Origin of the sequence: Sphingopyxis sp. (assembly GCF_035944815.1) — a bacterium.
Lineage (GTDB): Bacteria > Pseudomonadota > Alphaproteobacteria > Sphingomonadales > Sphingomonadaceae > Sphingopyxis.
The window spans coordinates 61,269-84,036 of sequence record NZ_DASZAU010000003.1; the positions used below are offsets into that span (position 1 = coordinate 61,269).

Annotated in this window: 17 protein-coding genes and 1 tRNA gene; 9 read left to right on the top strand and 9 right to left on the bottom strand. The window is 66.3% G+C overall.

Features of this window, described 5'->3' with window-relative positions:
- Window positions 1-122: 122 nt before the first annotated feature.
- Window positions 123-1,631, top strand: a complete 1,509-nt coding sequence (locus VGU00_RS04340; protein ID WP_327465876.1) for an MFS transporter — start codon at window positions 123-125, stop codon at window positions 1,629-1,631.
- Here the strand turns inward: VGU00_RS04340 and VGU00_RS04345 are convergent.
- The 5 genes from VGU00_RS04345 to VGU00_RS04365 form a co-directional block, all read right to left on the bottom strand.
- Window positions 1,628-3,037, bottom strand: coding sequence for an efflux transporter outer membrane subunit (locus VGU00_RS04345; RefSeq protein ID WP_327465878.1), 1,410 nt, complete (start codon window positions 3,035-3,037; stop codon window positions 1,628-1,630). The genes VGU00_RS04340 and VGU00_RS04345 overlap by 4 nt on opposite strands.
- A gap of 11 nt (window positions 3,038-3,048) precedes the next feature.
- Window positions 3,049-6,243 (bottom strand): multidrug efflux RND transporter permease subunit, encoded by a 3,195-nt coding sequence (locus VGU00_RS04350; protein WP_327465880.1) that lies wholly within the window; start codon window positions 6,241-6,243, stop codon window positions 3,049-3,051.
- Between the two features lie 157 nt (window positions 6,244-6,400).
- Window positions 6,401-7,672 carry an efflux RND transporter periplasmic adaptor subunit gene (locus tag VGU00_RS04355; protein ID WP_327465882.1) on the bottom strand — a complete coding sequence of 424 codons (1,272 nt, stop codon included), beginning with the start codon at window positions 7,670-7,672 and terminating at the stop codon, window positions 6,401-6,403.
- Between the two features lie 386 nt (window positions 7,673-8,058).
- On the bottom strand, window positions 8,059-8,679 hold the full coding sequence (locus tag VGU00_RS04360; RefSeq protein WP_327465884.1) for a TetR/AcrR family transcriptional regulator: 621 nt from the start codon (window positions 8,677-8,679) through the stop codon (window positions 8,059-8,061).
- 50 nt (window positions 8,680-8,729) lie between these two features.
- Window positions 8,730-9,110, bottom strand: coding sequence for an OsmC family protein (locus tag VGU00_RS04365; RefSeq protein ID WP_327465886.1), 381 nt, complete (start codon window positions 9,108-9,110; stop codon window positions 8,730-8,732).
- Between the two features lie 494 nt (window positions 9,111-9,604).
- Between VGU00_RS04365 and VGU00_RS04370 the strand changes: the two genes are divergently transcribed.
- From VGU00_RS04370 to VGU00_RS04390, 5 genes are read left to right on the top strand one after another with little or no spacing between them, the layout of a single operon-like run.
- The gene (locus VGU00_RS04370; protein WP_327465888.1) at window positions 9,605-11,824 is read left to right on the top strand and encodes a TonB-dependent receptor; all 2,220 of its coding nucleotides are present in this window, start codon (window positions 9,605-9,607) and stop codon (window positions 11,822-11,824) included.
- 2 nt (window positions 11,825-11,826) lie between these two features.
- Window positions 11,827-13,038: a cytochrome P450 gene (locus VGU00_RS04375; protein WP_327465890.1), complete on the top strand. Its 1,212-nt coding sequence runs from the start codon at window positions 11,827-11,829 to the stop codon at window positions 13,036-13,038.
- A complete protein-coding gene (locus VGU00_RS04380; protein ID WP_327465892.1) occupies window positions 13,035-13,919 on the top strand; it encodes an AraC family transcriptional regulator in 885 nt (294 codons plus the stop codon). The genes VGU00_RS04375 and VGU00_RS04380 overlap by 4 nt, the downstream gene beginning before the upstream one ends.
- 12 nt (window positions 13,920-13,931) lie before the next feature.
- A complete protein-coding gene (locus tag VGU00_RS04385; RefSeq protein ID WP_327465894.1) occupies window positions 13,932-15,044 on the top strand; it encodes an NAD(P)-dependent alcohol dehydrogenase in 1,113 nt (370 codons plus the stop codon).
- Between the two features lie 27 nt (window positions 15,045-15,071).
- Window positions 15,072-16,502: an aldehyde dehydrogenase family protein gene (locus tag VGU00_RS04390; protein WP_327465896.1), complete on the top strand. Its 1,431-nt coding sequence runs from the start codon at window positions 15,072-15,074 to the stop codon at window positions 16,500-16,502.
- Window positions 16,503-16,539: 37 nt separating this feature from the next.
- On the opposite strand, the gene VGU00_RS04395 is transcribed toward VGU00_RS04390, so the two are convergent.
- A tRNA-Cys gene (locus VGU00_RS04395) sits at window positions 16,540-16,613 on the bottom strand.
- A 248-nt stretch (window positions 16,614-16,861) separates the two neighbouring features.
- Here VGU00_RS04395 and VGU00_RS04400 point away from each other — a divergent pair.
- The 3 genes from VGU00_RS04400 (at window position 16,862) to VGU00_RS04410 (ending at window position 19,547) form a co-directional block, all read left to right on the top strand.
- The gene (locus tag VGU00_RS04400; protein ID WP_327465898.1) at window positions 16,862-17,524 is read left to right on the top strand and encodes a protein-L-isoaspartate O-methyltransferase; all 663 of its coding nucleotides are present in this window, start codon (window positions 16,862-16,864) and stop codon (window positions 17,522-17,524) included.
- A 34-nt stretch (window positions 17,525-17,558) separates the two neighbouring features.
- A complete protein-coding gene (locus VGU00_RS04405) occupies window positions 17,559-19,049 on the top strand; it encodes a TolC family outer membrane protein (protein ID WP_327466369.1) in 1,491 nt (496 codons plus the stop codon).
- Between the two features lie 78 nt (window positions 19,050-19,127).
- Window positions 19,128-19,547, top strand: coding sequence for a DUF2497 domain-containing protein (locus tag VGU00_RS04410; protein WP_327465899.1), 420 nt, complete (start codon window positions 19,128-19,130; stop codon window positions 19,545-19,547).
- Here VGU00_RS04410 and nudC read toward each other — a convergent pair whose 3' ends face one another.
- From nudC to VGU00_RS04425, 3 genes are read right to left on the bottom strand one after another with little or no spacing between them, the layout of a single operon-like run.
- On the bottom strand, window positions 19,548-20,417 hold the full coding sequence (gene nudC / locus VGU00_RS04415) for an NAD(+) diphosphatase (protein WP_327465901.1): 870 nt from the start codon (window positions 20,415-20,417) through the stop codon (window positions 19,548-19,550).
- Window positions 20,417-21,715: a serine hydrolase domain-containing protein gene (locus VGU00_RS04420; RefSeq protein WP_327465903.1), complete on the bottom strand. Its 1,299-nt coding sequence runs from the start codon at window positions 21,713-21,715 to the stop codon at window positions 20,417-20,419. The genes nudC and VGU00_RS04420 overlap by 1 nt, the downstream gene beginning before the upstream one ends.
- Window positions 21,712-22,764 carry an A/G-specific adenine glycosylase gene (locus tag VGU00_RS04425; RefSeq protein WP_327465905.1) on the bottom strand — a complete coding sequence of 351 codons (1,053 nt, stop codon included), beginning with the start codon at window positions 22,762-22,764 and terminating at the stop codon, window positions 21,712-21,714. The genes VGU00_RS04420 and VGU00_RS04425 overlap by 4 nt, the downstream gene beginning before the upstream one ends.
- Between the last annotated feature and the right edge of the window lie 4 nt (window positions 22,765-22,768).

A 22,768-nucleotide genomic window follows, 5' to 3' on the forward strand; every position in this document is an offset into this window, starting at 1 on the left:
GCTCGAAACCCGACCTTCCACGCATTCGTATAACCAGCCGCCCAATGCTTGCCCTCGCGTGCCGGGGCTGCAACACCCCGGCGACGAGAGCCGCGAGCGGCGGCCCCAAGGGGAGACGCGTGATGGACAAGCCGCGGCAGGGCTTCGCCGGCCTGTGGAATATCAGCTTTGGCTTTTTCGGCATCCAGATCGGATTCGCGCTCCAGAACGCGAATATGAGCCGCATCTTCCAGTCGCTCGGCGAGGACATCGAAAAGCTCCCCGGCCTGTGGGTTGCCGCGCCGCTCACCGGGCTGCTGGTCCAGCCGATCATCGGCCATATGAGCGACCGGACATGGCTCGGCCGCCTCGGCCGCCGCCGCCCCTATTTCCTCGCCGGCGCGATCCTGGCCGCGATCGCGCTGTTCGTCATGCCCGAAAGCCCGGCGATCTGGTTTGCCGCGATGATGCTGTGGATCCTCGATGCCTCGCTCAACATCTCGATGGAGCCGTTCCGCGCCTTCGTCGGCGACATGCTGCGCCGCGACCAGCACAGCGCCGGCTATGCGGTACAGACCGCCTTCATCGGCGCGGGCGCGGTCGTCGGCTCGCTCTTTCCGACGCTGATGGAGGCGCTGGGCGTCGCCAATGTCGCGCCGCCGGGGCATATCCCCGACACCGTCCGCTATGCCTTCTGGTTCGGCGGGCTCGCGCTGTTCCTGTCGGTGCTGTGGACCGTCGTCACGACAAAGGAATATGATCCGGAGGCGATGGCCGCCTTCGAAGCGCAGGCCGGGGCAGGCGAAGCTCCGGCGATCCGCGCGCTCGCATCGCACAGCTATGCCGGGGGCCTGGTCTGGATCGCCGCCGGAATCGCGACGATCCTGATCCAGATCGAATTTGCCTTGCTGCGCGAAGTGTCGCTGCTCGGTGCGCTGCTCATCGGCTATGGCCTCGCCAGCCTGCTCGCGATCGCGCTTGCCCGCGCGGGCAATGCGCAGAATATGCTGTCGAGCATCGTCGGCGACTTTGCGGGCATGCCGCCGCTGATGAAGCGCCTCGCGCTGGTGCAATTCTTCAGCTGGTCGGCGCTGTTCATCATGTGGATCAACACCACGCCGATCGTCGCCCAATATCATTTCGGCGCGACCGATGCGGCGAGCGCGACTTACCAGCAGGCGGCGAACTGGGTCGGCGAGCTCTTCGCCATCTACAACGCCGTCGCCGCGGTCGCGGCGCTGAGCCTGCTCCCCTGGCTGTCGAAACGCATCGGACAGGCGCGGACGCACATCGTCGGGCTCGCCTGCGGCGCGATCGGTTACGGCAGCTTCTTCATCCTGCGCGATCCGGGCCATCTGATCGCGAGCGAAATCTTTATCGGCATCTTCTGGGCATCCGTGCTCGCCATGCCCTATGCGATGCTCGCCTCGAGCCTGCCGCAGGCGAAGCTCGGCATCTATATGGGACTGTTCAACGTCTTCGTCGTGATCCCGCAGCTGCTCGTCGCGACGGTCATGGGGTCGATCATGCAGGCCTTTTTCCCCGGCGAGCCGATCTACACCATGGCGTTCGCGGCCGCGACCTTGCTGCTCGCCGCGCTCGCGATGCTGCGCGTCGTCCCGCTGGTCGCGGCCGGAAGGGCTCCGGCCTAGGTCGACCAGCCGCCCGCGAGTGCGCGGAACAGCGCGATCTGCCGGCGCGAGATCTGCCCGTCCTGCTCGGCGAGCGTCGCCTCGGCTTCGGCAAAAGTCCGTTCGGCGTCGAGCCATTCGAACGAATCCGATGCGCCTTCCTCGCGCTTGGCGCGGACGATCCGCGCGGCGCGCTCGGACTGGTCGCGCGCCGCGCGCAGCGCCTGACGCTGTTCGAGCGAACGCGCGTAGGAGGACAGCGCCGTCTCGGTTTCCTCGAGCGCGCGCAGCACCGTCCCGTCGAATTCGGCGAGCGACGCCTGCGTATCGGCCTCGGCCGCCGCGATCCGCGCGCGCGCGGGCTCCTGATTGGGGAAGGCCCAGTTGAGCAAAGGCCCGAGCAACCAGCGAACCGGACCGCCGCCGAAAATGTCGCCGAAGCCCGTGCCCGTCGAACCGGCCGAGCCGCCGAGCGTGATGCGCGGGTAAAGGTCCGCCGTCGCGACGCCGATGCGCGCCGTGTCGGCGGCAAGGCGACGCTCGGCGGCGCGAATATCGGGACGGCGCTTCAATAGCGCCGCCCCATCACCGACCGGGATGGGATCGGTGATTTCGAGGCTGATGTTGCGGTCGCCGGCGATGGCGGGCAACGCGGCGGGGGCACGACCGGTCAGAGTCGCGAGGCGGAACAAGGCCGCCTGCCGTTCAGCTTCGATGAAAGGAATATCGGCCGACCGCTGGTCGCGCAGCGTCGTGATGCGCGCGAGGTCGAGCCCCGTCGCCATCCCGACGTCCTTGCGCCGCTGGGTCAGTTTGACCTGCTGGTCGAGCAGGCCGACGATGCGCCGTGCGACGTCGAGCCGCGCCGCGCCCGACGCGGCGTCCGCATAAGCCTGCGTCGTGTCGGCGGCGACGATCACGCGCACCGCATCGGCATTGGCTTCGGCGGCTTCGGTATCACCGCGCGCCGCCTCGACCGAGCGGCTGACGCGGCCGAACAGGTCGACCTCGTAGGAGACATTGACCCCGACATCGACCGCCCAATCCTCGCGATCGGCGCCGGGCAGGCGCTGGCCTTCGGGACTGCGGCCATAGTTGGCGCCGGCACCGATCTGGGCCTGCGGCAACCGGTCGGCGCGTGCGCCGCGCAAGGATGCCCGGGCGCGGGCGATATTGGCGACCGCGACGCGGACGTCGGTATTATTGGCGAAAGCATCGTTCACGAGCCCGTCGAGGACAGGATCGTTATAGAGGCGCCACCAGTCGCCGGCGACCGGGTCGAGCGACACCGCGGGGCTGTTCGCCGAAAGGAACGGCCCCGTTGCCACCGGCGCCGACGCCGATTGCGGCGCCTTATAGTCGGGACCAACGGCGCAGGCGGCGAGCGCGAGCGCCGATGCGGCGGTGAGGATATTGCGGAGGATCATGATGTTACTCCTTATTCCGCCGGAACCGGCAGCGCCGTCCCGTGGTCGTCCGACCCGCCGCGCCGCGCGCGCCGCTCGGCCGACCATATGCTGAGCGCGCGGGCGACGACGTAGAAGGTCGGGGTGAAGATGAGGCCGAACGCCGTCACGCCGAGCATGCCGAAGAAGACGGCGGTGCCGAGCGCTTGGCGCAGCTCCGCCCCTGCCCCGCTTGCGATCAGCAGCGGCACCGCGCCGAGGATGAAGGCAAAGCTGGTCATCAGGATCGGACGCAGACGGTCGCGTGCGGCACGCACCGCGGCTTCGATCGGCGACAGGCCATCTTCTTCCTCGGCCTGCTTGGCGAATTCGACGATCAGGATCGCGTTCTTCGCGGCAAGCGCGATGAGCACGACGAGCCCGATCTGCGTCAGGACATTATTGTCCATCCCGCGCAAATTCACGCCGATCATTGCCGCGAGCAGACACATGGGCACGATGAAGATGATCGCCAATGGCAGCATCAGGCTTTCATATTGTGCGGCCAACACCAGGAAGACGAAGACCACCGCGAGCGCGAAGACGATACCTGCGGTGTTCGCCGCCGCCTTTTGCTGGAAGGCGATGCCCGTCCATTCGGTGCCGTAACCTGCGGGCAGATTGTCGGCGCCAAGCTTCTCCATCGTCGTCAGCGACGCGCCCGACGACGAGCCCGGAGCGGTATCGCCATCGATCTCGACCGCGGGGAAGAGGTTGTAGCGCGTGACGCGGTACGGCCCCGTGCGGTCCTCAAAATTCGCGACCGACCCGATCGGCACCATCGCGCCCGAATCGGACCGCGTGCGAAGATTCGCGATATCGGCGACGGTCTGGCGATAGGGTGCATCGGCCTGTGCGGTCACGCGATAGGTGCGGCCGAGCAGGTTGAAATCGTTGACGAAGGCCGAGCCGAGATAGACCTGCAAGGCTTCGAATACCCGCTCGGGCGGCACGCCGAGCGCATTCGCCTTCGCCCGGTCGATGTCGGCAAAGATGCGCGGGTTCGACGGGTCAAAGAAGGTGAAGACGTTGGCGAGGCCAGGGGTCTCATTCGCCTTGCCGATCAGGTTGTTCGTCTCGTTCGCGAGCGCGGCATAGCCGTTCCCGCCACGATCCTGCACGATCATGCGGTAACCGCCCGCCGAACCGATGCCCTGGATCAGCGGCGGCGGGATGACGACGATCTGCGCATCGGTGATGTCGGCGGTGCGCGCACGCGCCTGATTCATGATATCCTCGAAATTGACGCCGAGTTTCTTGCGCTCCTCGAACGACTTGAGCGGGAAATAGGCGGCGGCCGAGTTCGGCGCGAGCGTCTGCGACGGACCGTCGAAGCCCGCGAGCATCACCGAGCCGAGGACGCCCTCGACCGGCAGAACCCGCGCCGCGACTTTCTTCAGCACTGCATCGGTGCGTTCGACCGAGGCGCCCGCAGGCAGCTTGGCAACGACGAGGAAATAGCCCTGATCCTGCGCGGGAATGAAGCCGGTCGGCGTCGCCCAGAACAGGCCCGCGGTCGCGGCGATCAGCCCCGCATAGGTGACCATCATCTTTTTCGGCGCGCGCACCAGCCGGTCGGTCAGCGACGCATAACCGTTGCTGAGCCGCTCGAACGCCGCATTGAAGCGTTCGCCGGCGCGGTGGATATGCGCCATCAGCCAACCGTCGGCCTGCGCGGGCGCATGCGGCTTGAGCAGGATGGCGGCGAGCGCGGGCGACAGCGTGAGCGACAAGACGAGCGAGATGATCGTCGCGGTCGAGATCGTCACCGCAAACTGCTGGTAGAAAGCGCCCGACAGGCCCGTCAGGAACAGCGTCGGGACGAACACGGCGCAGAGCACGAGCACGATCGCGACCAGTGCGCCCGACACCTCGTCCATCGAGGTGCGCGCGGCTTCGAGCGCCGACATGCCTTTCTCGAGATTGCGCTCGACATTCTCGACGACGACGATCGCGTCGTCGACGACGATACCGATCGCGAGCACCAGCCCGAACAGCGAGAGGTTGTTGAGGCTGTAGCCGAACGCTGCGAGCACCACGAAGGTCCCGATCAACGATACCGGGATCGCAAGCACCGGAATGATCGCCGCGCGCCATTTCTGGAGGAACACAAGGATGACGATGACGACGAGGAACACCGCCTCGATCAGCGTTTCCATCACCGCGTCGATCGACTGGGCGATGAATTCGGTGGGGTTATAGATGACCCGATATTCGAGGCCCTTGGGGAAATTCTTTGACGAGGATGCCATTTCGGCCTCGACCGCTTCGGCGGCGGCGAGCGCGTTCGAACCGGGGCGCTGGAACACCGCCATGATGACGGTCGGATCGCCCGAGAGATAGGTGTTGCTGTTGTAATCCGATGCACCGAGCTCGACGCGCGCGACGTCCGACACGCGGACCTGCCGCCCGTCGGCATCCGACCGGATGACGATGTTCGCGAAATCCTTGGGATCGGTCAGGCGGCCCTGCGTTTCGACGTTGAGCTGGAAATCGCTCCCATTGGCATAGGGCGGCTGGCCGAGCGTACCCGCGGCGACCTGCACATTCTCACGCCGCAGCGCGGCGACGATCTCGCCGGCGGTGAGGTCGAGCGCAGCGGCGCGGCCGGGGTCGATCCACACGCGCATCGCATAGTCGCGCGCACCGAACAGCCGCACATCGCCGACGCCGTCGATGCGGCTCAAACGGTCGCGGAGCTGGGTCAGCGCATAGTTGGAGATATAGGCGCGATCGAGCGACTTGTCGGGCGAAACGAGGTTCACGACCATCAGGAAGTCGGGCGACGTCTTGCGCGTCACGACGCCGAGCCGCTGCACCGTTTCGGGCAGCCGCGGGGTCGCGATCGCGACGCGGTTCTGCACCAGCACCTGCGCGGCATCGAGGTCGGTGCCGATCTTGAAGGTGACGGTGATCGTGACGACGCCGTCGCCGGTCGACTGGCTGCTCATATAGAGCATATTGTCGACGCCGTTGATTTCCTGTTCGATCGGCGCCGCGACCGTGTCGGCGACGGTTTCGGCCGATGCGCCCGGATAGGTGGCGGTTACCGTCACCGTCGGCGGGACGATGTCGGGATATTGCGAGACGGGCAAGCCGATATAGGCGACCGCGCCGACGATGGTGATGATGACGGCGAGCACGGCGGCGAAGATCGGCCGGTCGATGAAGAAGCGGGATAGGCGCATGGGAGAGCCCCTGTCTGAAAACTACTCTGGTCACCCCTCCCGCCTGCGGGAGGGGCAGCGAGACTTGCGAGCTTTGCTCGCTAGTCGCAGCGGGGTGGGCCGTTGAGACGGAGCTGGCCCACCCCCAGCCCCTCCCGCAAGCGGGAGGGGAGGTTAGTCACTTTGCGAAGGTCGCCTGCGCCGACACCGGTTCGGTCGCTGCAGGCGTACCCTGCTTCGGCGCGTTCGCGGCGATCTTGCCTGCCTTGGTCACGGCCTTGGTGCCGGGACGCGCGAACTGGTATCCGTTGATGACGACGCGGTCGGTCGGGGCCAGACCCGAGCGGATGACGCGCAGGCCATCGACTTCGGGGCCGATTTCCACCGGCTTCGCCGCGACCATGCCGTCCTTGCCGACGACATAGACGATCTTGCGTGCTTGGTCGGTCTGCACCGCGGCGGCGGGGATCAGCAGCGCGCGCGCCGTCTGGCCCGTCGACAGGCGCATGTTGCCGAACATGCCGGGGGTCAGGAACATCTCCGGGTTGCGGAAGCTGGCGCGGGCACGGATCGTACCCGAACGCGGGTCGAGACCATTGTCGGTGAAGTCGAGCTGGCCCTTCCAGCGATAGTCGGCTTCGTCCTGCAGTCGAACTTCGACCGCCGCGCCTTTGTCGCCGCCTTCGCGCTTGGTCTTGAGGAACAGCGCCTCCGAACCCTGGAAGGTGAAGTAGACGGGGTCGAGCGCATTGATCGTGGTCAGGAGCGTGCCGCCGGCATCGCCCGCCGACACGAGATTGCCCGCGTCGATCTGGCGATCGGAGATCCGGCCGCTCAGCGGCGCGCGGACGGTGGTGAATTCGACGTCGAGCGCACGCGCCGCGATCCGGGCGTCGGCACCGGCGAGCGCGGCGTTCGCCGCGTTGACGCGCGCGCGGAGACGATCGATCTCGCTCTGCGACACCGCCTCGATATCGACGAGACGGCTCGCGCGATCGAGTTCGAGCCGCGCGAGCGCCAAATCGCTCCGCGCACTCGCCGCCGAAGCGCGCGCTTCGGCGAGCGCGGCGCGATAAGGACGCGGGTCGATGGTGAAGAGCGGCTGGCCCTGACGGACGATCTGGCCGTCGGTGAAGTGGATGCCGGTGATCGCACCCGAAACGCGCGGCCGCACCTCGACCGCCTTCGACGCTTCGAAACGGCCGATATAATCGTCCCACAAGGTCACGTCGCGCGCGATCGGCGCCGCGACGGTCAATACGGGTGCCGGCGCGGCTGCCGCTTGCGGCGGACCGTCGCGCAGCAGCCACCATGCACCGACGATCAGTACGAGGAAGGCGCCAATCCACGCGGCACGGCGACCGCGACCGGGATGGAGGAGAGTATTGAGTTCGCGGCGGACCTTCGCATCGGCGGGGTCGAGCTTTTCGATCGGGGTGTGGACGGTCATGGATATGCCCTCTTCTTTTGTTCATTCGGTCGCCTGCGCGCGGAAGCACAGAAACCCGTTGCCGGAAGCGCGTGCTTCCGACCGATGTCGTCATGGTCCTTGGTGCCAGAGGGCCCTCTTCGAAGAGGACGGCCGCCCTGTCCCGCTGCACACGTCATGCGCGCGGGGTCCCTGTCTAAATCTTGCGGACAAGCGTCAGCGGACGCCCGGCCGGAGCAAGACCCGCTCCCGGGGAAATATTCGGTGGTGAAGTTTCCGTCCGCCGCATGGCCTCGACCATGCGGCGGACGTCTCGGGGGAGAGCCTTATCTTTGTATACTAGACGGTATATAAGTCATGTTGCGCTGCGTCAAGGCCATATTGTACCGGGCAGTAAAATAATTCTATCAGCGCCCCGGCCACAGCTTCAGGCTGGTTTCGACGAGGCGTTCGAGCTCGGCACGCGTCGCACCCGCCCCCGCCTGCACCGACATGCCCTGATTGACCGCGGTCAGGAATGCCGCGAGCCCTTCGGCGTCGGTATCGGGCGGAAAGTCGCCCTCCTCCTTCGCGCGCGCGAAGCGTTCGAGCATGGCGCGTTTCGCGACCGCGCCGCGTTCAAGAACGGCCTCGCGGATACATTCGGCTTCGGCGCCGCACGCGACCGAACTGATCACGCCAAGGCATCCGTTCGGATTTTCGGGGCAGGTGTACATGTCGAGCGCGCCGTACATCAGCCGCTCGGCAACACCGCGCGCGGTCGGCGCATCGAGCGCTGCATGCATATAGTCGAGCTTCTCGCGCTCATAGAGGTCGAGCGCCTTGTTGAAGAGCGCTTCCTTGTTGCCGAACGCCGCATAAAGGCTGGGCTTGGTGATCCCCATCGCCTCGGTCAGGTCGGCCATCGAGGCGCCTTCATAGCCCTTCGACCAGAAGACGCGGAGCGCCGACGCCAGCGCCGCATCGACGCAAAATTCGCGCGGACGGCCCTTGTGCGGAGCGGCGACGGTGGCGGATTCGATTTCCATAACGGCTGGTATATAAGTGGTAGATCGCAACTTGTCCAGTCGCGCGCTGGTCAGGCGAGGCGCGTGTCGATCGGCAAGCCGCCCTTCAGCGTCAATGTGACCGGCGTCCGCTCGGCGATATCGGCGAGCCGCGCCATCTGTTCGTCGTCGAGTCCGGCGATCGTCAGCACCCGGTCAATGCGCAGGCCCTCCTTGCTCGTCAGTTTCAACGCGACCTCGACCGATTCGAGCGGCCATTGCTTTCGGTCGGCATACATGCGCAGCGTGATCGCGGTGCAGGCGCCGAGCCCCGCGAGCAGGAAATCATAGGGCGCAGGTCCCGCATTCTTTCCGCCGAGCCCCGGCCCCTCGTCGCCGATCAGGTCATGGCCGCTGACATTGATTTCGGTGCGATAATGATCCTTGCCGATGCGGGCGGTTCCATGGGCCATGCTGCTGTCCTCCATGCGAATTTATTCGACGGCACCTTTCCGTCGCGGATCCCAAACGGCAAGCGGAATCACCGGAGAAGCCACAGCCCCGACATCGTCATTGCCGCGCGACCGAAACCCCGCCGACAAAAAAGATCTCGTGCCCGGACAAGCCTTGGCGAGTTCGGCAGCCGGCTCGCGCAAACGCAATCGCGCCGCTCTCAAGGGGAAGAGAGCGGCGCGACGCGCGCGGCCGGGGGGGAAGCCGCTTCGTAAAGGTTTTCGCTGCGACCGTGTCATTCCCGGACGGGGTCGTGCTACGTCTTTGCGCCGGGGCGTGCCGTTCGCGCCTTGCGGCGATGGTTCCGAGAATCACGGCCGCCGCCGCGCGATGGTTTCGGCGCGCAAGAAATGTCAAAACTCGTTGCAAGGCGCGCTAAAGCCATAGCGCACCCGGCGGCCTAGCTTCCAACCTCGACAGGGCTCGCAGAAGCCCCGGTTTTGGGAGAAGGACTATGGCGATCATGCCCCTTGCGCGCGGCCTGCTGGCGGCGCTTGCAGTTTCGACATCGACGCTTGCGATGGCGCAGGATGCGCCGCCCGCCGACACCGGCGTCGACGACGGCGATATCGTCGTCACCGCACAGCGCCGCGAACAGTCGCTGCTCGACGTGCCGCTCGCGGTCACCGCGCTCGGCGGCGACACGCTGGCCGACCGCGGGATCACCAATTCGGCGCAGCTCGGCGATGCGGTACCGAACCTCCAGATCAACAGCCCCTATGGCGACACGCAGCCGAATTTCTCGCTGCGCGGCATCGGGGTCGCAAACGAATATAACAGCAACCAGGCCTCGCCCGTCGGCGTCTATCTCGACGACGTCTACCTCGCGCCGCGCACCAGCCACGGCATGGGCCTCTTCGACCTCGACCGCATCGAAGTGCTGCGCGGACCGCAGGGGACGCTGTTCGGGCGCAACACCACCGGCGGCGCGATCAACTTCATCACGAAGAAGCCCGATCTTTCGGGCACCAACGGTTATGTCCAACTCGGCTATGCCAATTACGACACGATCACCGCGCAGGGCGCCGTCGAGGCGACGCTCGCCGAGGATGTCGCAGGGCTTCGCCTCGCGGTGAATTATGCCAAGGGCGACGGGCAGATCAAAAATATCTTTCCCGGCGGCCGCGACGCGGCGTCGGTCGATACGCTGCAGGGCCGCGCGTCGCTGCGCATCAAGCCGACCGAAACGCTCGATATCGTGCTGCGCGCCTATGCGGGGCGCGATCGCGGGACGCAGGCGGCGGTGCACGGGCTCGAGCCCTTCCGTACCGGGCTCGGCTTTTTCGAGACCAACGAGAACCGCATCGGCGAGAACCGCACCGACGCGTGGGGCTTCTCGGGCAATATCGCGCTCGAACTGTCGGACACGCTCAGCCTGACCTCGATCACCAGCTACGACGGTGGCAAGCAGGATCTCCAGCAGGCGGCCGACGGCGCGCCGATCGACATACTCGACATCAACTGGCGCTCGAAATACCGCCAGTTCAGCCAGGAGTTGCGCGCCAATTACGAAGGGGACGGGCTGACCCTCGTCGGCGGGCTTTTCTATGGCTGGGACCGCAATATCACCGACAACAGGTTCAACCTGCCGTTGCCCCCGGCGGGCGGCTTTTTCCAGCATTACCGGCAGGTGCGCAAAAGCTATGCGGTGTTCGCGCAGGCCGATATCGACCTTGCCGACAAGCTCGTCCTGACGCTGGGTGCGCGCTACACCAAGGACAAGTCGCGCTACGACGACGCCTTCGCCTATCTGTTCGTCGGAGGGGTCGACGATCCGCAGACGCCGATCGCGACGACGGTGCCCTGCCCCGGCGTTGCGGGCACCTGCCCCTATGATCCCGCCGCGCGCTTCGCGCTCGCCGACACCAATAATGCGCTGACCGGCCGTGTGGCCCTCAGCTATACTTTCGACAGCGGCATGCTGCTCTATGCAAGTTATAACCGCGGATATCGCGCGGGCGCGGTCAATGGCGGCGGCTACACCTCGTCGAGCGGCATCGGCTATATCGAGCCCGAGCGCGTCAACGCCTATGAAATCGGGATCAAGGGCCGCGCGGGCGGGCGCCTGCTGACCTACGCCGCGTCGGCCTTCTATTATGACTATTCGAACCAGCAGCTGCAGGATACGCGCGCCGGCCCCGTTTCCTTCCTCGTCAACGCGCCGGCGTCCGAGGTCTACGGGCTGGAGGTCGAAACGACGCTGCGTCCCGTCGACGGCCTGCGCATAGACGCGTCGCTCGGCTGGCTGCACTCGAAATATAAGGAGCTGACATTGCAGGGCGCCGACCTGTCGGGCAATTCGCTGCCCTTCGCGCCCAAGCTGACGGCACAGCTCGGGTTCGAATGGGATATGCTCGAACTCGGCGGCGGCACGCTGACCTTCGCGCCGAATGTCGCCTATTCGAGCCGCCAGTTCTTCTCGCCGTTCAACGAGATCGACGCGCCCGGTACGCCGCAGGTCAACGCCGAATTGCAGCAGGGCGCGAACGCCAAGGTCAACGCCTCGCTGAGCTGGTCGAACGACGCGCTGACCGTCCGCGCCTTTGCGAACAACCTCTTCGATCGCAAGACCTATGGCTATGGTCTCGATCTCCGCGGCGCAGGCTTCCCTTACAACTTCCTCATCCCGTCGGCGCCGCGCACCTATGGCGTCAGCGTCCGGTACAGCTTCTGACGATGACCGACCTCAAGAACCCCGACCTTTATGTCGGCGGCATGCCCTATGCCGAACTCGCGGCGCTGCGCGCTGCGGGTTCGGTCCACTGGAACCCCGAAACCGATGGCGCGGGCTTCTGGGCGGTGCTGGGGTTCGACGATATCGTCACCGTGTCGCGGCAGGCCGATCTCTTTTCCTCGGCGCATGAGAATGGCGGGCACCGCATCTTCAATGAGAATGAGGTCGGGCTGACGGGCGCGGGCGAGTCGGCGATCGGCATCCCCTTCATCTCGCGCGATCCGCCGACGCACACGCAATATCGCAAATTCGTGATGCCCGCGCTGTCGCCGGCGCGATTGGAAGGGATCGAGACGCGGATCGCCGAGCGCGTCGAACGGCTGTTCGCCAACGTGCCGCTGAACGAGACGGTGAACATCCTGCCGCTGCTCACCGTGCCGCTACCGCTGCTCACCCTCGCCGAACTGCTCGGCGTGCCGGCCGAGATGTGGCACGACCTCCACCGCTGGACCGACGCCTTCGTCGGCGAGGACGATCCCGATTTCCGCCAGTCGCCCGAAGCGATGGCGGCAGTGATGGGCGAATTCATCGGCTTTGCCGCGGCCTTGTTCGAGGAACGCCGCGCGAACCCCGGCCCCGATATCGCCTCGCTGCTCGCGAACACCGAAATTCATGGGCAACCCGTCCCGCTCGGCGACTTCATCGGCAACCTCATCCTTGCGCTCGTCGGCGGCAACGAAACGACGCGCAATTCGATCAACCACAGCCTGATCGCCTTCGCTAACAACCCAGACCAGTGGGACACGATCCGCGCCGATCCGTCGCTGCTGCCGAACGCGGTCAAGGAAATGGTGCGCCATGCGAGCCCCGTGATCCATATGCGCCGCACCGCAACGCGCGACACCGAACTTGGCGGGCAGGTGATCCGCAAGGGCGACAAGGTGGTCGTCTTCTATCCTGCCGGGAACCGCGACCCCGCAATGTTCGCCGATCCCGACGCCTTCGACGTGGCGCGCCCGATCCGCCAGCATCTCGCCTTCGGCGCAGGCACGCACGTCTGCGTCGGCTCGCGCCTCGCCGAAATGCAATTGCGGCTGGCCTTTGCCCAAATGGCGCGTCATGTTCGCCGCATAGAGATCATGGGAGAGCCGAGCCGCGTGCGGTCGAACTTCATCAACGGCTTCAAGCGGCTCGACGTCAGGCTGGTGACGTGAAGAACGAGAGCGTCTGGGATAACAAGGAAATCATCTGCGACGTCCTCGGCCGTGCGCCCGACGTCGAGATGGGGTCGTTCGGCGACGGCTGGTCGCTGTGCCGCTGGCGCCAGTTCGTCGGCAGCTATACCCTGCCCGCACTGCCGCAACCGATCTTCACCGTCCATGTCGCGGGAAAACCGCAAGTGAAGACGTGGGACCGGGACGGCTGGACCGAAACCAGCTCGATCCCCGGCTGCGCGACGATCGTCCCCGCGGGCATGCCGACCGGCTGGCTCGTCGATGGCGAACTCGACGTCGTCACCCTGTCGATGTCGTCGGACGTGCTCGCAGGGCAACCGCACGCCGACCAGTTCAACAAGATGCGCTTCGCTTTCGCCGATCCGCTCGGCGTTGCACTGACCCGCCAGATCCTCTCCGAACTCTATGCCCCGCAGGCCGAGGAACGCACCGCCTATGTCGCGGCGATGGTCAATGCGCTGAAGGCGCATATCCTCTCGGGCCCGCCCGCGCACGGGAACCCGACCGAGATTCCCGTGTCCGATTTTTCGGCTTACCGGCTCCACAAGATCATGAACGCTGTGCTCGCGAACCCCGCCGAGGAACATAGCCTCGAAGCGATGGCATCGGTCGCCGGCGTCACCCCGTCGCATTTCTGCCGCCTGTTCAAGAAGGCTACGGGCATTTCGCCGCACCAATATGTGATGAAGGCGCGGCTCGACCGTGCGCAGCAGATGCTCGTCCAGACCGACCTCAGCCTCGCCGCGCTGTCGGAGGCGACGGGTTTCACCAGCCAGAGCCATTTCAGCCGCGCCTTCCGCGCCTGGTTCGGCATGGCGCCGAGCGATTATCGCCAGCAGGAACGGCGCGGGCTTCACTGAACGGAGATTGATATGACCGACGCGACGGCCGCCGTGGTGCGCCAGCCCGGCGGCGATTTCACGATCGAGACGATTGCGGTCGAGGCGCCGCGGGCGGGCGAAGTGCGCGTGGCGATAGCCGGCGTCGGCCTCTGCCACACCGACCTCATTTTCCGCGACCAGTTCGCGCCCTTTGCGCTGCCCGGTGTTCTCGGCCACGAGGGCGCGGGGGTGATCGAGGCGATCGGCGAAGGCGTCGAAGGCCTTGCCGTCGGCGACGCGGTCGTCGTCGGCTTTTCGAGCTGCGGCGCCTGCCCGCGCTGCGACGAACATCTGCCGTGCTATTGCCAGAGCTTCGTGCCGCTGAACTATGCCGGGATGCGGCTCGACGACGGCTCGACCGCCTATGCGAAGGATGGCGAGCGCGTCACGTCGCACTTCTTCGGGCAAAGCTCCTTCTCGGCATTGACCGTCACCCGAGCGCGCAACGTCGTGAAGGTCGATACGTCCAAGGTCGCGCTCGAACTGCTCGGGCCCTTGGGCTGCGGTTTCCAGACGGGCGCCGGCGGTGTGATGAACTCGCTCGCCTGTCCTGCGGGGTCGAGCATCGCGATCTTCGGCGGTGGCCCGGTCGGGCTGGCCGCGGTGATGGGTGCGGTGATCCAGGGCTGCTCGACGATCATCCTCGTCGAACCGGTCGCCGCGCGGCGCGATATCGGACAAGAGCTTGGCGCGACGCATGTCATCGATCCCGGCGCCGTCGACAATCTCGGCGAGGCGCTGCGCGCGATCGTTCCCCTCGGGCTCGATTTCGCTTTCGATACCAGCGGTGTTGTGCCCGTGATCGAAGCGGGGCTGGCGGCGCTCGGCAGCCATGGCGCGATCGGGCTCGTCGGCGTGCCGTCAAAGGCCGATGCGGCGATCAGCGTCAATATCGCCGCGCTGATGACGCCCGGCCACCGCATCATCGGCATCATCGAAGGCGACAGCGATCCGCAAAGTTTCATCCCCGAACTGATCGCGCATCACGCCGCCGGGCGCTTTCCGTTCGACCGGCTGATCCGGACCTTCCCGCTCGCCGAGATCAACGAGGCGCTGGCGGCGCAGGCGCGCGGCGAGTGCATCAAGGTCGTGCTGATACCCTGAAAACACCGATAAAGCTGGAGACGAACGATGGATTTCGACCGCAACTATGCAATGCTGATCGGCGGCCGGCTCGATGGCGGCGGTGCCCGCTTCGACGTGCTGAACCCAGCGACCGAACAGGTGATCGGCAGCGTGCCCGACGCGACCCCGAACGATCTGGACCGAGCGATTGCCGCGGCGCGCGCCGCTTTTCCGGGCTGGTCCGCGACACCGATCGCCGAGCGCAAGGCCGCGCTCAATGCGATGGGGCAGGCGATCATGGCCAACGCCGATGCGCTCAAGCGCCTGCTCACCGCCGAACAGGGCAAGCCGCATAGTGAGGCCGAGGGCGAGGTGATGGGTGCGGGCTACTGGCTGATGGGCGCCGAAAGCCTCGAACTACCGGTCACCGTCAACGAGGACAGCGACGAACGGTACAGCGAGACGCGCCATGTCCCGCTGGGTGTCGTCGGCGCGATTGCACCGTGGAACTTTCCGTTGCTGCTCGCGATGTTCAAGGTCGGCCCGGCACTGCTCGCGGGCAATACGATGGTGCTCAAACCCTCGCCTTTCACCCCGCTCGCGACGCTGAAGTTCGGCGAGCTGGTCAGGGACATGCTGCCGCCGGGCGTGCTCAACATCGTCACCGGCGGCGACGCGCTGGGGCCGTGGATGACGAGCCACAAGGGCTTCGACAAGATCAGCTTCACCGGTTCGACTGCGACCGGCCGCCGCGTCATGGAATCGGCGGCGCCGACGCTGAAGCGCGTCACGCTCGAACTCGGCGGCAACGACGCTGCGATCGTGATGCCCGACGTCGACGTCGAACAGGTCGCCGAGGAGCTGTTCTGGGCGGCCTTCCGCAACAATGGCCAGATCTGCATCGCGACGAAGCGCATGTACGTCCACAAGGATATCTACGAGCCGCTGAAGGAGGCGCTCGTCGCTTACGCTAGGACGGTGAAGGTCGGCGACGGGTCCGAACAGGGGACGCAGATCGGCCCGATCAACAATGAAGCGCAATACCGCCGCGTGCTCGATCTCATCCAGGATGCGAAGGACAAGGGCTATACATTTCTTGTCGGCGGCGAGACGGCCGATGTGCCCGGCTATTTCATCCCCGTCACCATCCTCGACAACCCGCCCGAGGACAGCCGCATCGTGCAGGAGGAGCAGTTCGGGCCGGTGCTCCCGCTGATCAAGTTCGACGATTATGACGACGTCGTCGCGCGCGCCAATGCGACCGACTATGGCCTCGGCGGATCGGTGTGGGGGCAGGACGAGGACAGGGCGTTTGCGATTGCCCAGCGCATCGCGAGCGGGACGGTGTGGGTCAACGAAACCCAACACCTCTCCCCCACCGCCGCCTTCGGCGGGATGAAGCAGTCGGGCGTCGGCGTCGAAGGCGGGCTCGACGGCCTGCTCGAATATACCAATGCGCAGACGATCGTGCGCCGGAAGACGGTCGCTGCAGGATAGCGGGCCGACGGCGGCGCTGTTCGATTTGGTTGAAATTTGGAGGCCCGAGCCGGAATCGAACCGGCGTGCGCGGATTTGCAGTCCGCTGCGTCACCACTCCGCCATCGGGCCTCGCGCCGAAAGCCGTGACCGCGAATGCGGACGGCCGGGTGTTGAACGGCGCCGCTAGTGAGGGGCTTTGATCGCCTTGTCAAGGATTCGCCGGACGGGACACCGCGATGCGGGCTTGGCGGCATCCGCGTTGCCAGCTATGCGCGGCGGCAGTAGAAATGCGGGGCTGTATTACTATTGCAATACAGCATGGCTTCGGCTAGAGCTGCCGTGTAATGGTTGATGCCCCAGGGAATCGGAAAAGGCTGATGGCGACCAAGTTTAGCGAATTTACCACAGCGGAGATGCGTTCCGCGATGATCGACAGCCAGCTCAGGACGAACGACGTCATCGATCCCGCCGTCGTCGGGGCGATGGCCTCGGTGCCGCGCGAGGCGCATGTGCCCGCCGCGCTTGCCAGCGTCGCCTATATGGACCGCGCGATCGCGCTCGATCACGGCCGCGCGCTGAACCCGCCGCTGGTCACCGGGCGCATGCTCGTCGCCGCGGCGGTTCGCCCCGGGATGCGTGTGCTGCTCGTCGGCAGCGCGACCGGCTATACGGCGGCGTTGCTCGCGCTGCTCGGCGCCGAAGTCCATGCGGTCGAGGAGCAGGGCGAATTGATGGCTTCGGCTCAAGCTGCCGTGGCCAATGAAAATATCCGCTGGATCGAAGGTCCGCTCGCGGCCGGCGTCCCCGATGCGGCGCCGTTCGAGCGCATCATCATCGAAGGCGCGATCGAAGTGCTGCCCGACACGCTGGCGGCGCAGCTGGCCGAGGGCGGCCGGCTGGTCGCAGCGCAACGCGAGGGCGCGGTCACGCGGCTTGTCCAGGGCGTGAAGACCGGCGGCGTGGTTCCGCTGCGCAGCTTCGCCGACATGGACGTTGCCCCGCTGCCCGGCTTTGCGGCGCCTGCGGGCTTTCAATTCTGACGCGATTTCTTTCCTGTTTCAGGCTGACATGACGATGCGCGATACCAACAAGAAACAGCTTCGCCGGACTCGCTGGCTCGTCGGCCTCGCTATGGGAGCGCTGGCACTGCCCGCTGCCGGGCAAGCCGAAACGCTGCAGGGCGCGCTCGCCAAGGCCTATGAAAATAATCCGACGCTGACCGCGGCGCGCGCCGGACAGCGTGCGAACGACGAGAATGTCCCGATCCAGAAAAGCTACGGGCTTCCCGACATCGGCTCACAAGCGAGCTATGATGAAAATATCATCGTCCCCGGCAACAGCTTCAACGCCCCGGCGCGCTCGTTCAGCGCGGGCGGCCAACTGACGGTTCCGCTGTATCAGGGCGGGGCGGTCCGCAACGCCGTGCGCGCGGCGAAATATCGTGTCGAAGCGGGGCAGGCCGACCTTCGCGGGACCGAGGCAAGCGTGTTTTCGCAGGTCGTGGGCGCCTATATGGACGTCATCCGCGATCAGGCGATCGTCCAGCTCAACCAGAAAAACGTGTCGGTCCTGCGCACCAATTTGCAGGCGACGAGCGACCGGTTCGAGATCGGCGACCTGACCCGCACCGACGTCGCCCAGTCTGAAGCACGGCTCGCGCTTGCCGAAGGCGACCTGCGCACTGCCGAAGCCAATCTGATTTCCAGTCGCGAAGGCTATATCCGCCTCGTCGGCGACGCGCCGGTCGACCTGCAGGCGCCGCCGCAACTGCCGAACCTGCCCGGCACCGCCGAAGAGGCCGTCGCCATCGCGCTGAACAGCAATCCCGACATCGAATCGGCGAACCAGCAGGTCAACGCAACGAAGGCCGATATCGGGAGCGCCAAATCGACGCGCGCCCCCAAGGTGTCGGCGATCCTCCAAGGCGGCTACAATAATTATCTCGGTTCGCTGAACAGCGGCGTCGAAGGCATCGGCGTGACGCAGGAAACGTCGAGCGCCGCTGCCGGCGTGCAGGTCACGTTGCCGATCTTCACCGGCGGGCGCCGCTCGGCGCAGGTCCGTCAGGCACAATCGCGCAGCAGCCAGGCGATCGAGCAATATGTCGAGGTCGAACGCGGCGTCATCGCGCAGACGCGCGGCGCCTATGCCGCCTGGCAGGCGAACGAGCGGATCATCACCGCAACGCAGCAGGCGGTGAGCGCCAACGCGCTGTCACTGGAGGGCGTGCGCGCCGAAAACAGCGTCGGCACGCGGTCGATCCTCGACATCCTCAACGCCGAACAGGAATATCTGAACACGCAGGTCCAGCTCGTGTCGGCGCAGCGTAACTCCTATGTCGCCGCCTTCTCGGTGCTCGCCGCGATGGGCAAGGCCGAGGCACGCGACCTTGGCATCGAAGGCGGCGCACTTTACGATCCCGAGGTCAATTACAAGCGCGTAAAGGGCCAGATGTGGGACTGGGCCGACGATCCGGCGCCGCAGCAGGTCGCGACCGACACGCGCACCGTTCCGGCCGCCACCGCGACCGTTCCGGTCGGCCCGCCGTTGCTGCCGCCGCAATAAGGATTGGCAAAACCCGCCCCAAATCGGTAAGGGAAGCGTTAACCATCCGGTAATCGCGATGGTTTAGGGGGCTGGGTTATGGGCGATATGTCGCGGGAACCGTCGATGGAAGATATATTGTCGTCGATTCGGCGCGTGATCGCGCGCGATGAAGCGCCGGGCACCGCGCGCGAGATTCGCATCCCCGAAGCCGACGATATTCTCGACCTGCAGGACGAAGAAGACCGTGCCGAAGCCGAGCGCGCGAACGACGAGCTCGTTTCCGAAGCCAGCGCCGACGCCGCGCGCCAGTCGCTCGATGCACTGACCGCCGCCGTAGCGCCCGCCGTCGCCGCAGCGACCGTTACGGCGCCCGCCGTAGCCGGCCGCACGATGGAAGAGGTCGTGCTCGACGCGCTCCGCCCGATGCTCAAGGAATGGCTCGATGCCAACCTGCCCTCGCTCGTCGAAGCGATGGTCGCCAAGGAAATCAGCCGCATTACCGGCAAGCGGCTCTAACTAACCCGCCCAATCTTCGAGCAGATGCCGCGCGATCGCCAGCGATGGCGGCGCCATGAACGGCGCGCCCATGTCGCCCGCGAGCGCCGCGCGAACCTCGTCCCGGTCGACCCACATCGCTGCCTCGATCTCGGTCGTGTCGAGCGTGAGCGCGGGGTCCTTCGCGACCGCGCGGCAACCGATCATCAGCGACGAAGGGAAGGGCCAGGGCTGGCTCGCCACATAGGCGACGTCCGAGACGCGGATTCCCGCCTCTTCCCACAATTCGCGCGCGACGGCTTCCTCGAGCGATTCGCCAGGCTCGACGAAGCCCGCGAGTGCCGAGAAGAAGCCCGGCGGAAATCCGCCCTGCCGCCCGACGAGCACCCGATCCTCGCATTCGGCAAGCATGATGACGACAGGGTCGACGCGTGGGAAATGCTCGGCACCGCACCCACCGCATTTGCGCCCCCAACCGCCGCGGAACAAATCGGTCGGAACGCCGCACACCGCGCAGAAACGGTGCCGCGCGTGCCAGTCGACGAGGCTGCGCGCGCCGCCATAGAGTGCGGCCTCCTCGCCCGCGAGCAAAGGCAGCAGCCGCATCACCGTTCGCGAACGCGCGTCGACTCGCGCGCCCGCCGCGGCTTCGCGCACGAAATGCGGCACGCCCGCATCGTCGATGCCGAGCAGCATCGGTGCGCGGCCGTCGGCGGGATCGAGCGGTTCCCAGAGGAGCCCGCCACCCTCGCCCGGCACGAAGTCGATCCCGTCGAGCGCGAGGCAACGCGCCCTCGGGTCGGCAACCGCAGCGGCGAAGGCGCCCGCATCGGTGCGCAACTGGTCGGCGCGGTCGAGCCGCGCCCCGGTGAAACCGAGCGGCAAAGCCATCAGGCCATCACATCCTTGAAGAAGGTTTCGCCGAACTTCGACTGGAAGGGCACGGCATCGGACGGCATGATCTGCGTATAGCCCGCCGCGCGATAGCCGAGCCCCCGGTGCACGAAACCGATCGTGCCCGCGGCACCGGCCCAGCCGAAAATCCCCTCGCCGCCCGGCGAGGTCGGCAGCGACACGCGCCCGCCGGCGCCGAAGCCCTGCCCGTCGATGAAGGTCCCCTTGCGCTCGACACTGTCGGAAATCAGGTTCGACATCGCGAGCCGCGCGGTTTCGGGCCTCATCACGCGAACCCCGCCCGTCGCCCCCGCAATTTGGCCATCGCCGAGCAGCATCGCAAGGAAGCGGTCATAATCGCGCGCGCTCGAAACCAGCCCGCCGCCGCCATAGGGGATCGGCGGCTGGTCGAGATAGATCGAGCTGGTCGCCGGATCGACCGGCAACAGCGCGCCGCCCATCGGCGCATAATTGGTCGTAAAACGCCCGACGTCGCGCTCCGCGACGCGAAAACCCGTGCTTGCCATCCCGAGCGGGTCGAAGATGCGCGCCTTCAGGAATGCGTCGAACGGCTGTCCCGACACGACTTCGATCAACCGCCCCGTGAGGTCGAGGCTGACCGAATAGCTCCAGCGCGTTCCGGGTTCATAGACGAGCGGCAGCTTCGCCAACCGGTCGGCGAATTCGGCGAGGCTGGGCGCGGGTTTCGTCGTCGGCAGCCCCGGGATCGGCAGGCGGCTCACCTGTCCGCCAAAGATGCCCGCATCGTCATAGGCCTTTTTGATCGGGCCCTTCTGCATGATGCCATAGCCGAGCCCTGCCGTGTGGGTGAGGAGCTGGCGCACCGTGATCGGACCCTTTGCCGGGCGGACATCGGTGATCGAGCCATCGGGCACATTTTGGACCGTCATATTCGCAAAGGCGGGCAGGAAATCGGCGATCGGCTGGTCGAGCTTCATCTTGCCGTCTTCGATCAGCAGCATCGCCGCGATGCCTGTAATCGGCTTGGTCATCGAATAGAGGCGCCACAGCGTATCGGGACCGACCGGCACCGCGCCGTCGATCGACTGGACGCCGGCACCGAAAAACACCGGTGACTCCTGCCCCTTGCCGATCGCGGCAAGCGTTCCGGCGAGTTCGCGGCGGTCGACGAAGCCTTTGATGAAGGCGTTGGTCGCGGGGTAGAGCGCCGCACCGTCGACCTTCCACGCGAATGCCGCACGCGGCAGCAGCGCGGCGGTCCCGCCCAGCGCCAGTCCGCCCAGCAATCCGCGACGCGAAACCATCATGTTCATCCCAATCTCTCCACCATCTTGTCCGCCAGTTTCCGATACAGCGTCGGCAGGCCGGCCGCGTCAAGATCGGAGATCGGCCACCATTCGCCTTCCGCTGCGGCATCGGCGACTTCTGACGACACCTCGCGGCGGACGAGGGTCAGCGTCAGGTCGAAATGGGTGAATCCGTGATCGACGCTGGCAATACCCGACTCGGGCGGCGGCGCCTCGGTCCAGTTGCCGCCGGGCAGCGCGCGCATCCCGCCAAGCATGCCCTTTGCCGGTCGCCGGACCAGCCAGACCTTGCCATCGGCCTCGACCCAGTGGGCTAGCCCGTATCGGTGCGGCTTGGCCTTTTTCGGCGGCTTGACCGGCAGGCGCTCGATATCGGCTCTCCCGCGCGCGCGGCAGTCGGCCATCACCGGACAGATCGCGCAGGCGGGGCCCCGCGGCGTGCAGATGGTCGCGCCAAGGTCCATCAGCGCCTGCGCGAAATCGCCGGGTCGGTCCGCCGGGACGAGCGGTGCCAGCGCGGTGCGAATCTCGCGCTTCGCCAACGGCAGCGGCGTTTCGATCAGCCGGTGGCGCGCAATGACGCGCTCGATATTCGCATCGACCACCACCGCGGGGCGCCCGAATGCGATCGCCGCGACCGACGCCGCCGTATAATCGCCGATGCCGGGCAGCGCGCGCAGCGCGGCCTCGCTGTCCGGAAAATATCCGCCATGATCGGCGACGACCGCGCGCGAGCAGGCGAGCAGGTTGCGCGCGCGGGCATAATAGCCAAGCCCGGCCCACGCCGCCATGACGTCGGCATCGTCGGCCGCCGCAAGGTCGGCAACGGTCGGCCAACGCGCGGTAAAGCGGGCAAAATAGCCCGCGACCGCCGCGACGGTCGTCTGCTGGAGCATCACCTCGGCAAGCCAGATGCGATAGGGATCGGGGGTTTCGTCGCTGTTCGGCGCAATCCGCCACGGCAGATCGCGCGCGGCGCGGTCGTACCAGTCGAGCAGCCGGTCCGCGAAAGCGTCGGCGATGGTCCCCGCAATGCTCGAAGTCTGGACGCTCACCCCC

What these genes read in the sequence shown, in the direction of transcription:
- VGU00_RS04340 (WP_327465876.1), top strand. Translation starts at nt 123, where the DNA reads ATGGACAAGCCGCGGCAGGGCTTCGCCGGCCTGTGGAATATCAGCTTT.
- VGU00_RS04345 (WP_327465878.1), bottom strand. Translation starts at nt 3,037, where the DNA reads ATGATCCTCCGCAATATCCTCACCGCCGCATCGGCGCTCGCGCTCGCC.
- VGU00_RS04350 (WP_327465880.1), bottom strand. Translation starts at nt 6,243, where the DNA reads ATGCGCCTATCCCGCTTCTTCATCGACCGGCCGATCTTCGCCGCCGTG.
- VGU00_RS04355 (WP_327465882.1), bottom strand. Translation starts at nt 7,672, where the DNA reads ATGACCGTCCACACCCCGATCGAAAAGCTCGACCCCGCCGATGCGAAG.
- VGU00_RS04360 (WP_327465884.1), bottom strand. Translation starts at nt 8,679, where the DNA reads ATGGAAATCGAATCCGCCACCGTCGCCGCTCCGCACAAGGGCCGTCCG.
- VGU00_RS04365 (WP_327465886.1), bottom strand. Translation starts at nt 9,110, where the DNA reads ATGGCCCATGGAACCGCCCGCATCGGCAAGGATCATTATCGCACCGAA.
- VGU00_RS04370 (WP_327465888.1), top strand. Translation starts at nt 9,605, where the DNA reads ATGGCGATCATGCCCCTTGCGCGCGGCCTGCTGGCGGCGCTTGCAGTT.
- VGU00_RS04375 (WP_327465890.1), top strand. Translation starts at nt 11,827, where the DNA reads ATGACCGACCTCAAGAACCCCGACCTTTATGTCGGCGGCATGCCCTAT.
- VGU00_RS04385 (WP_327465894.1), top strand. Translation starts at nt 13,932, where the DNA reads ATGACCGACGCGACGGCCGCCGTGGTGCGCCAGCCCGGCGGCGATTTC.
- VGU00_RS04390 (WP_327465896.1), top strand. Translation starts at nt 15,072, where the DNA reads ATGGATTTCGACCGCAACTATGCAATGCTGATCGGCGGCCGGCTCGAT.
- VGU00_RS04400 (WP_327465898.1), top strand. Translation starts at nt 16,862, where the DNA reads ATGGCGACCAAGTTTAGCGAATTTACCACAGCGGAGATGCGTTCCGCG.
- VGU00_RS04405 (WP_327466369.1), top strand. Translation starts at nt 17,559, where the DNA reads ATGCGCGATACCAACAAGAAACAGCTTCGCCGGACTCGCTGGCTCGTC.
- VGU00_RS04410 (WP_327465899.1), top strand. Translation starts at nt 19,128, where the DNA reads ATGGGCGATATGTCGCGGGAACCGTCGATGGAAGATATATTGTCGTCG.
- nudC (WP_327465901.1), bottom strand. Translation starts at nt 20,417, where the DNA reads ATGGCTTTGCCGCTCGGTTTCACCGGGGCGCGGCTCGACCGCGCCGAC.
- VGU00_RS04420 (WP_327465903.1), bottom strand. Translation starts at nt 21,715, where the DNA reads ATGAACATGATGGTTTCGCGTCGCGGATTGCTGGGCGGACTGGCGCTG.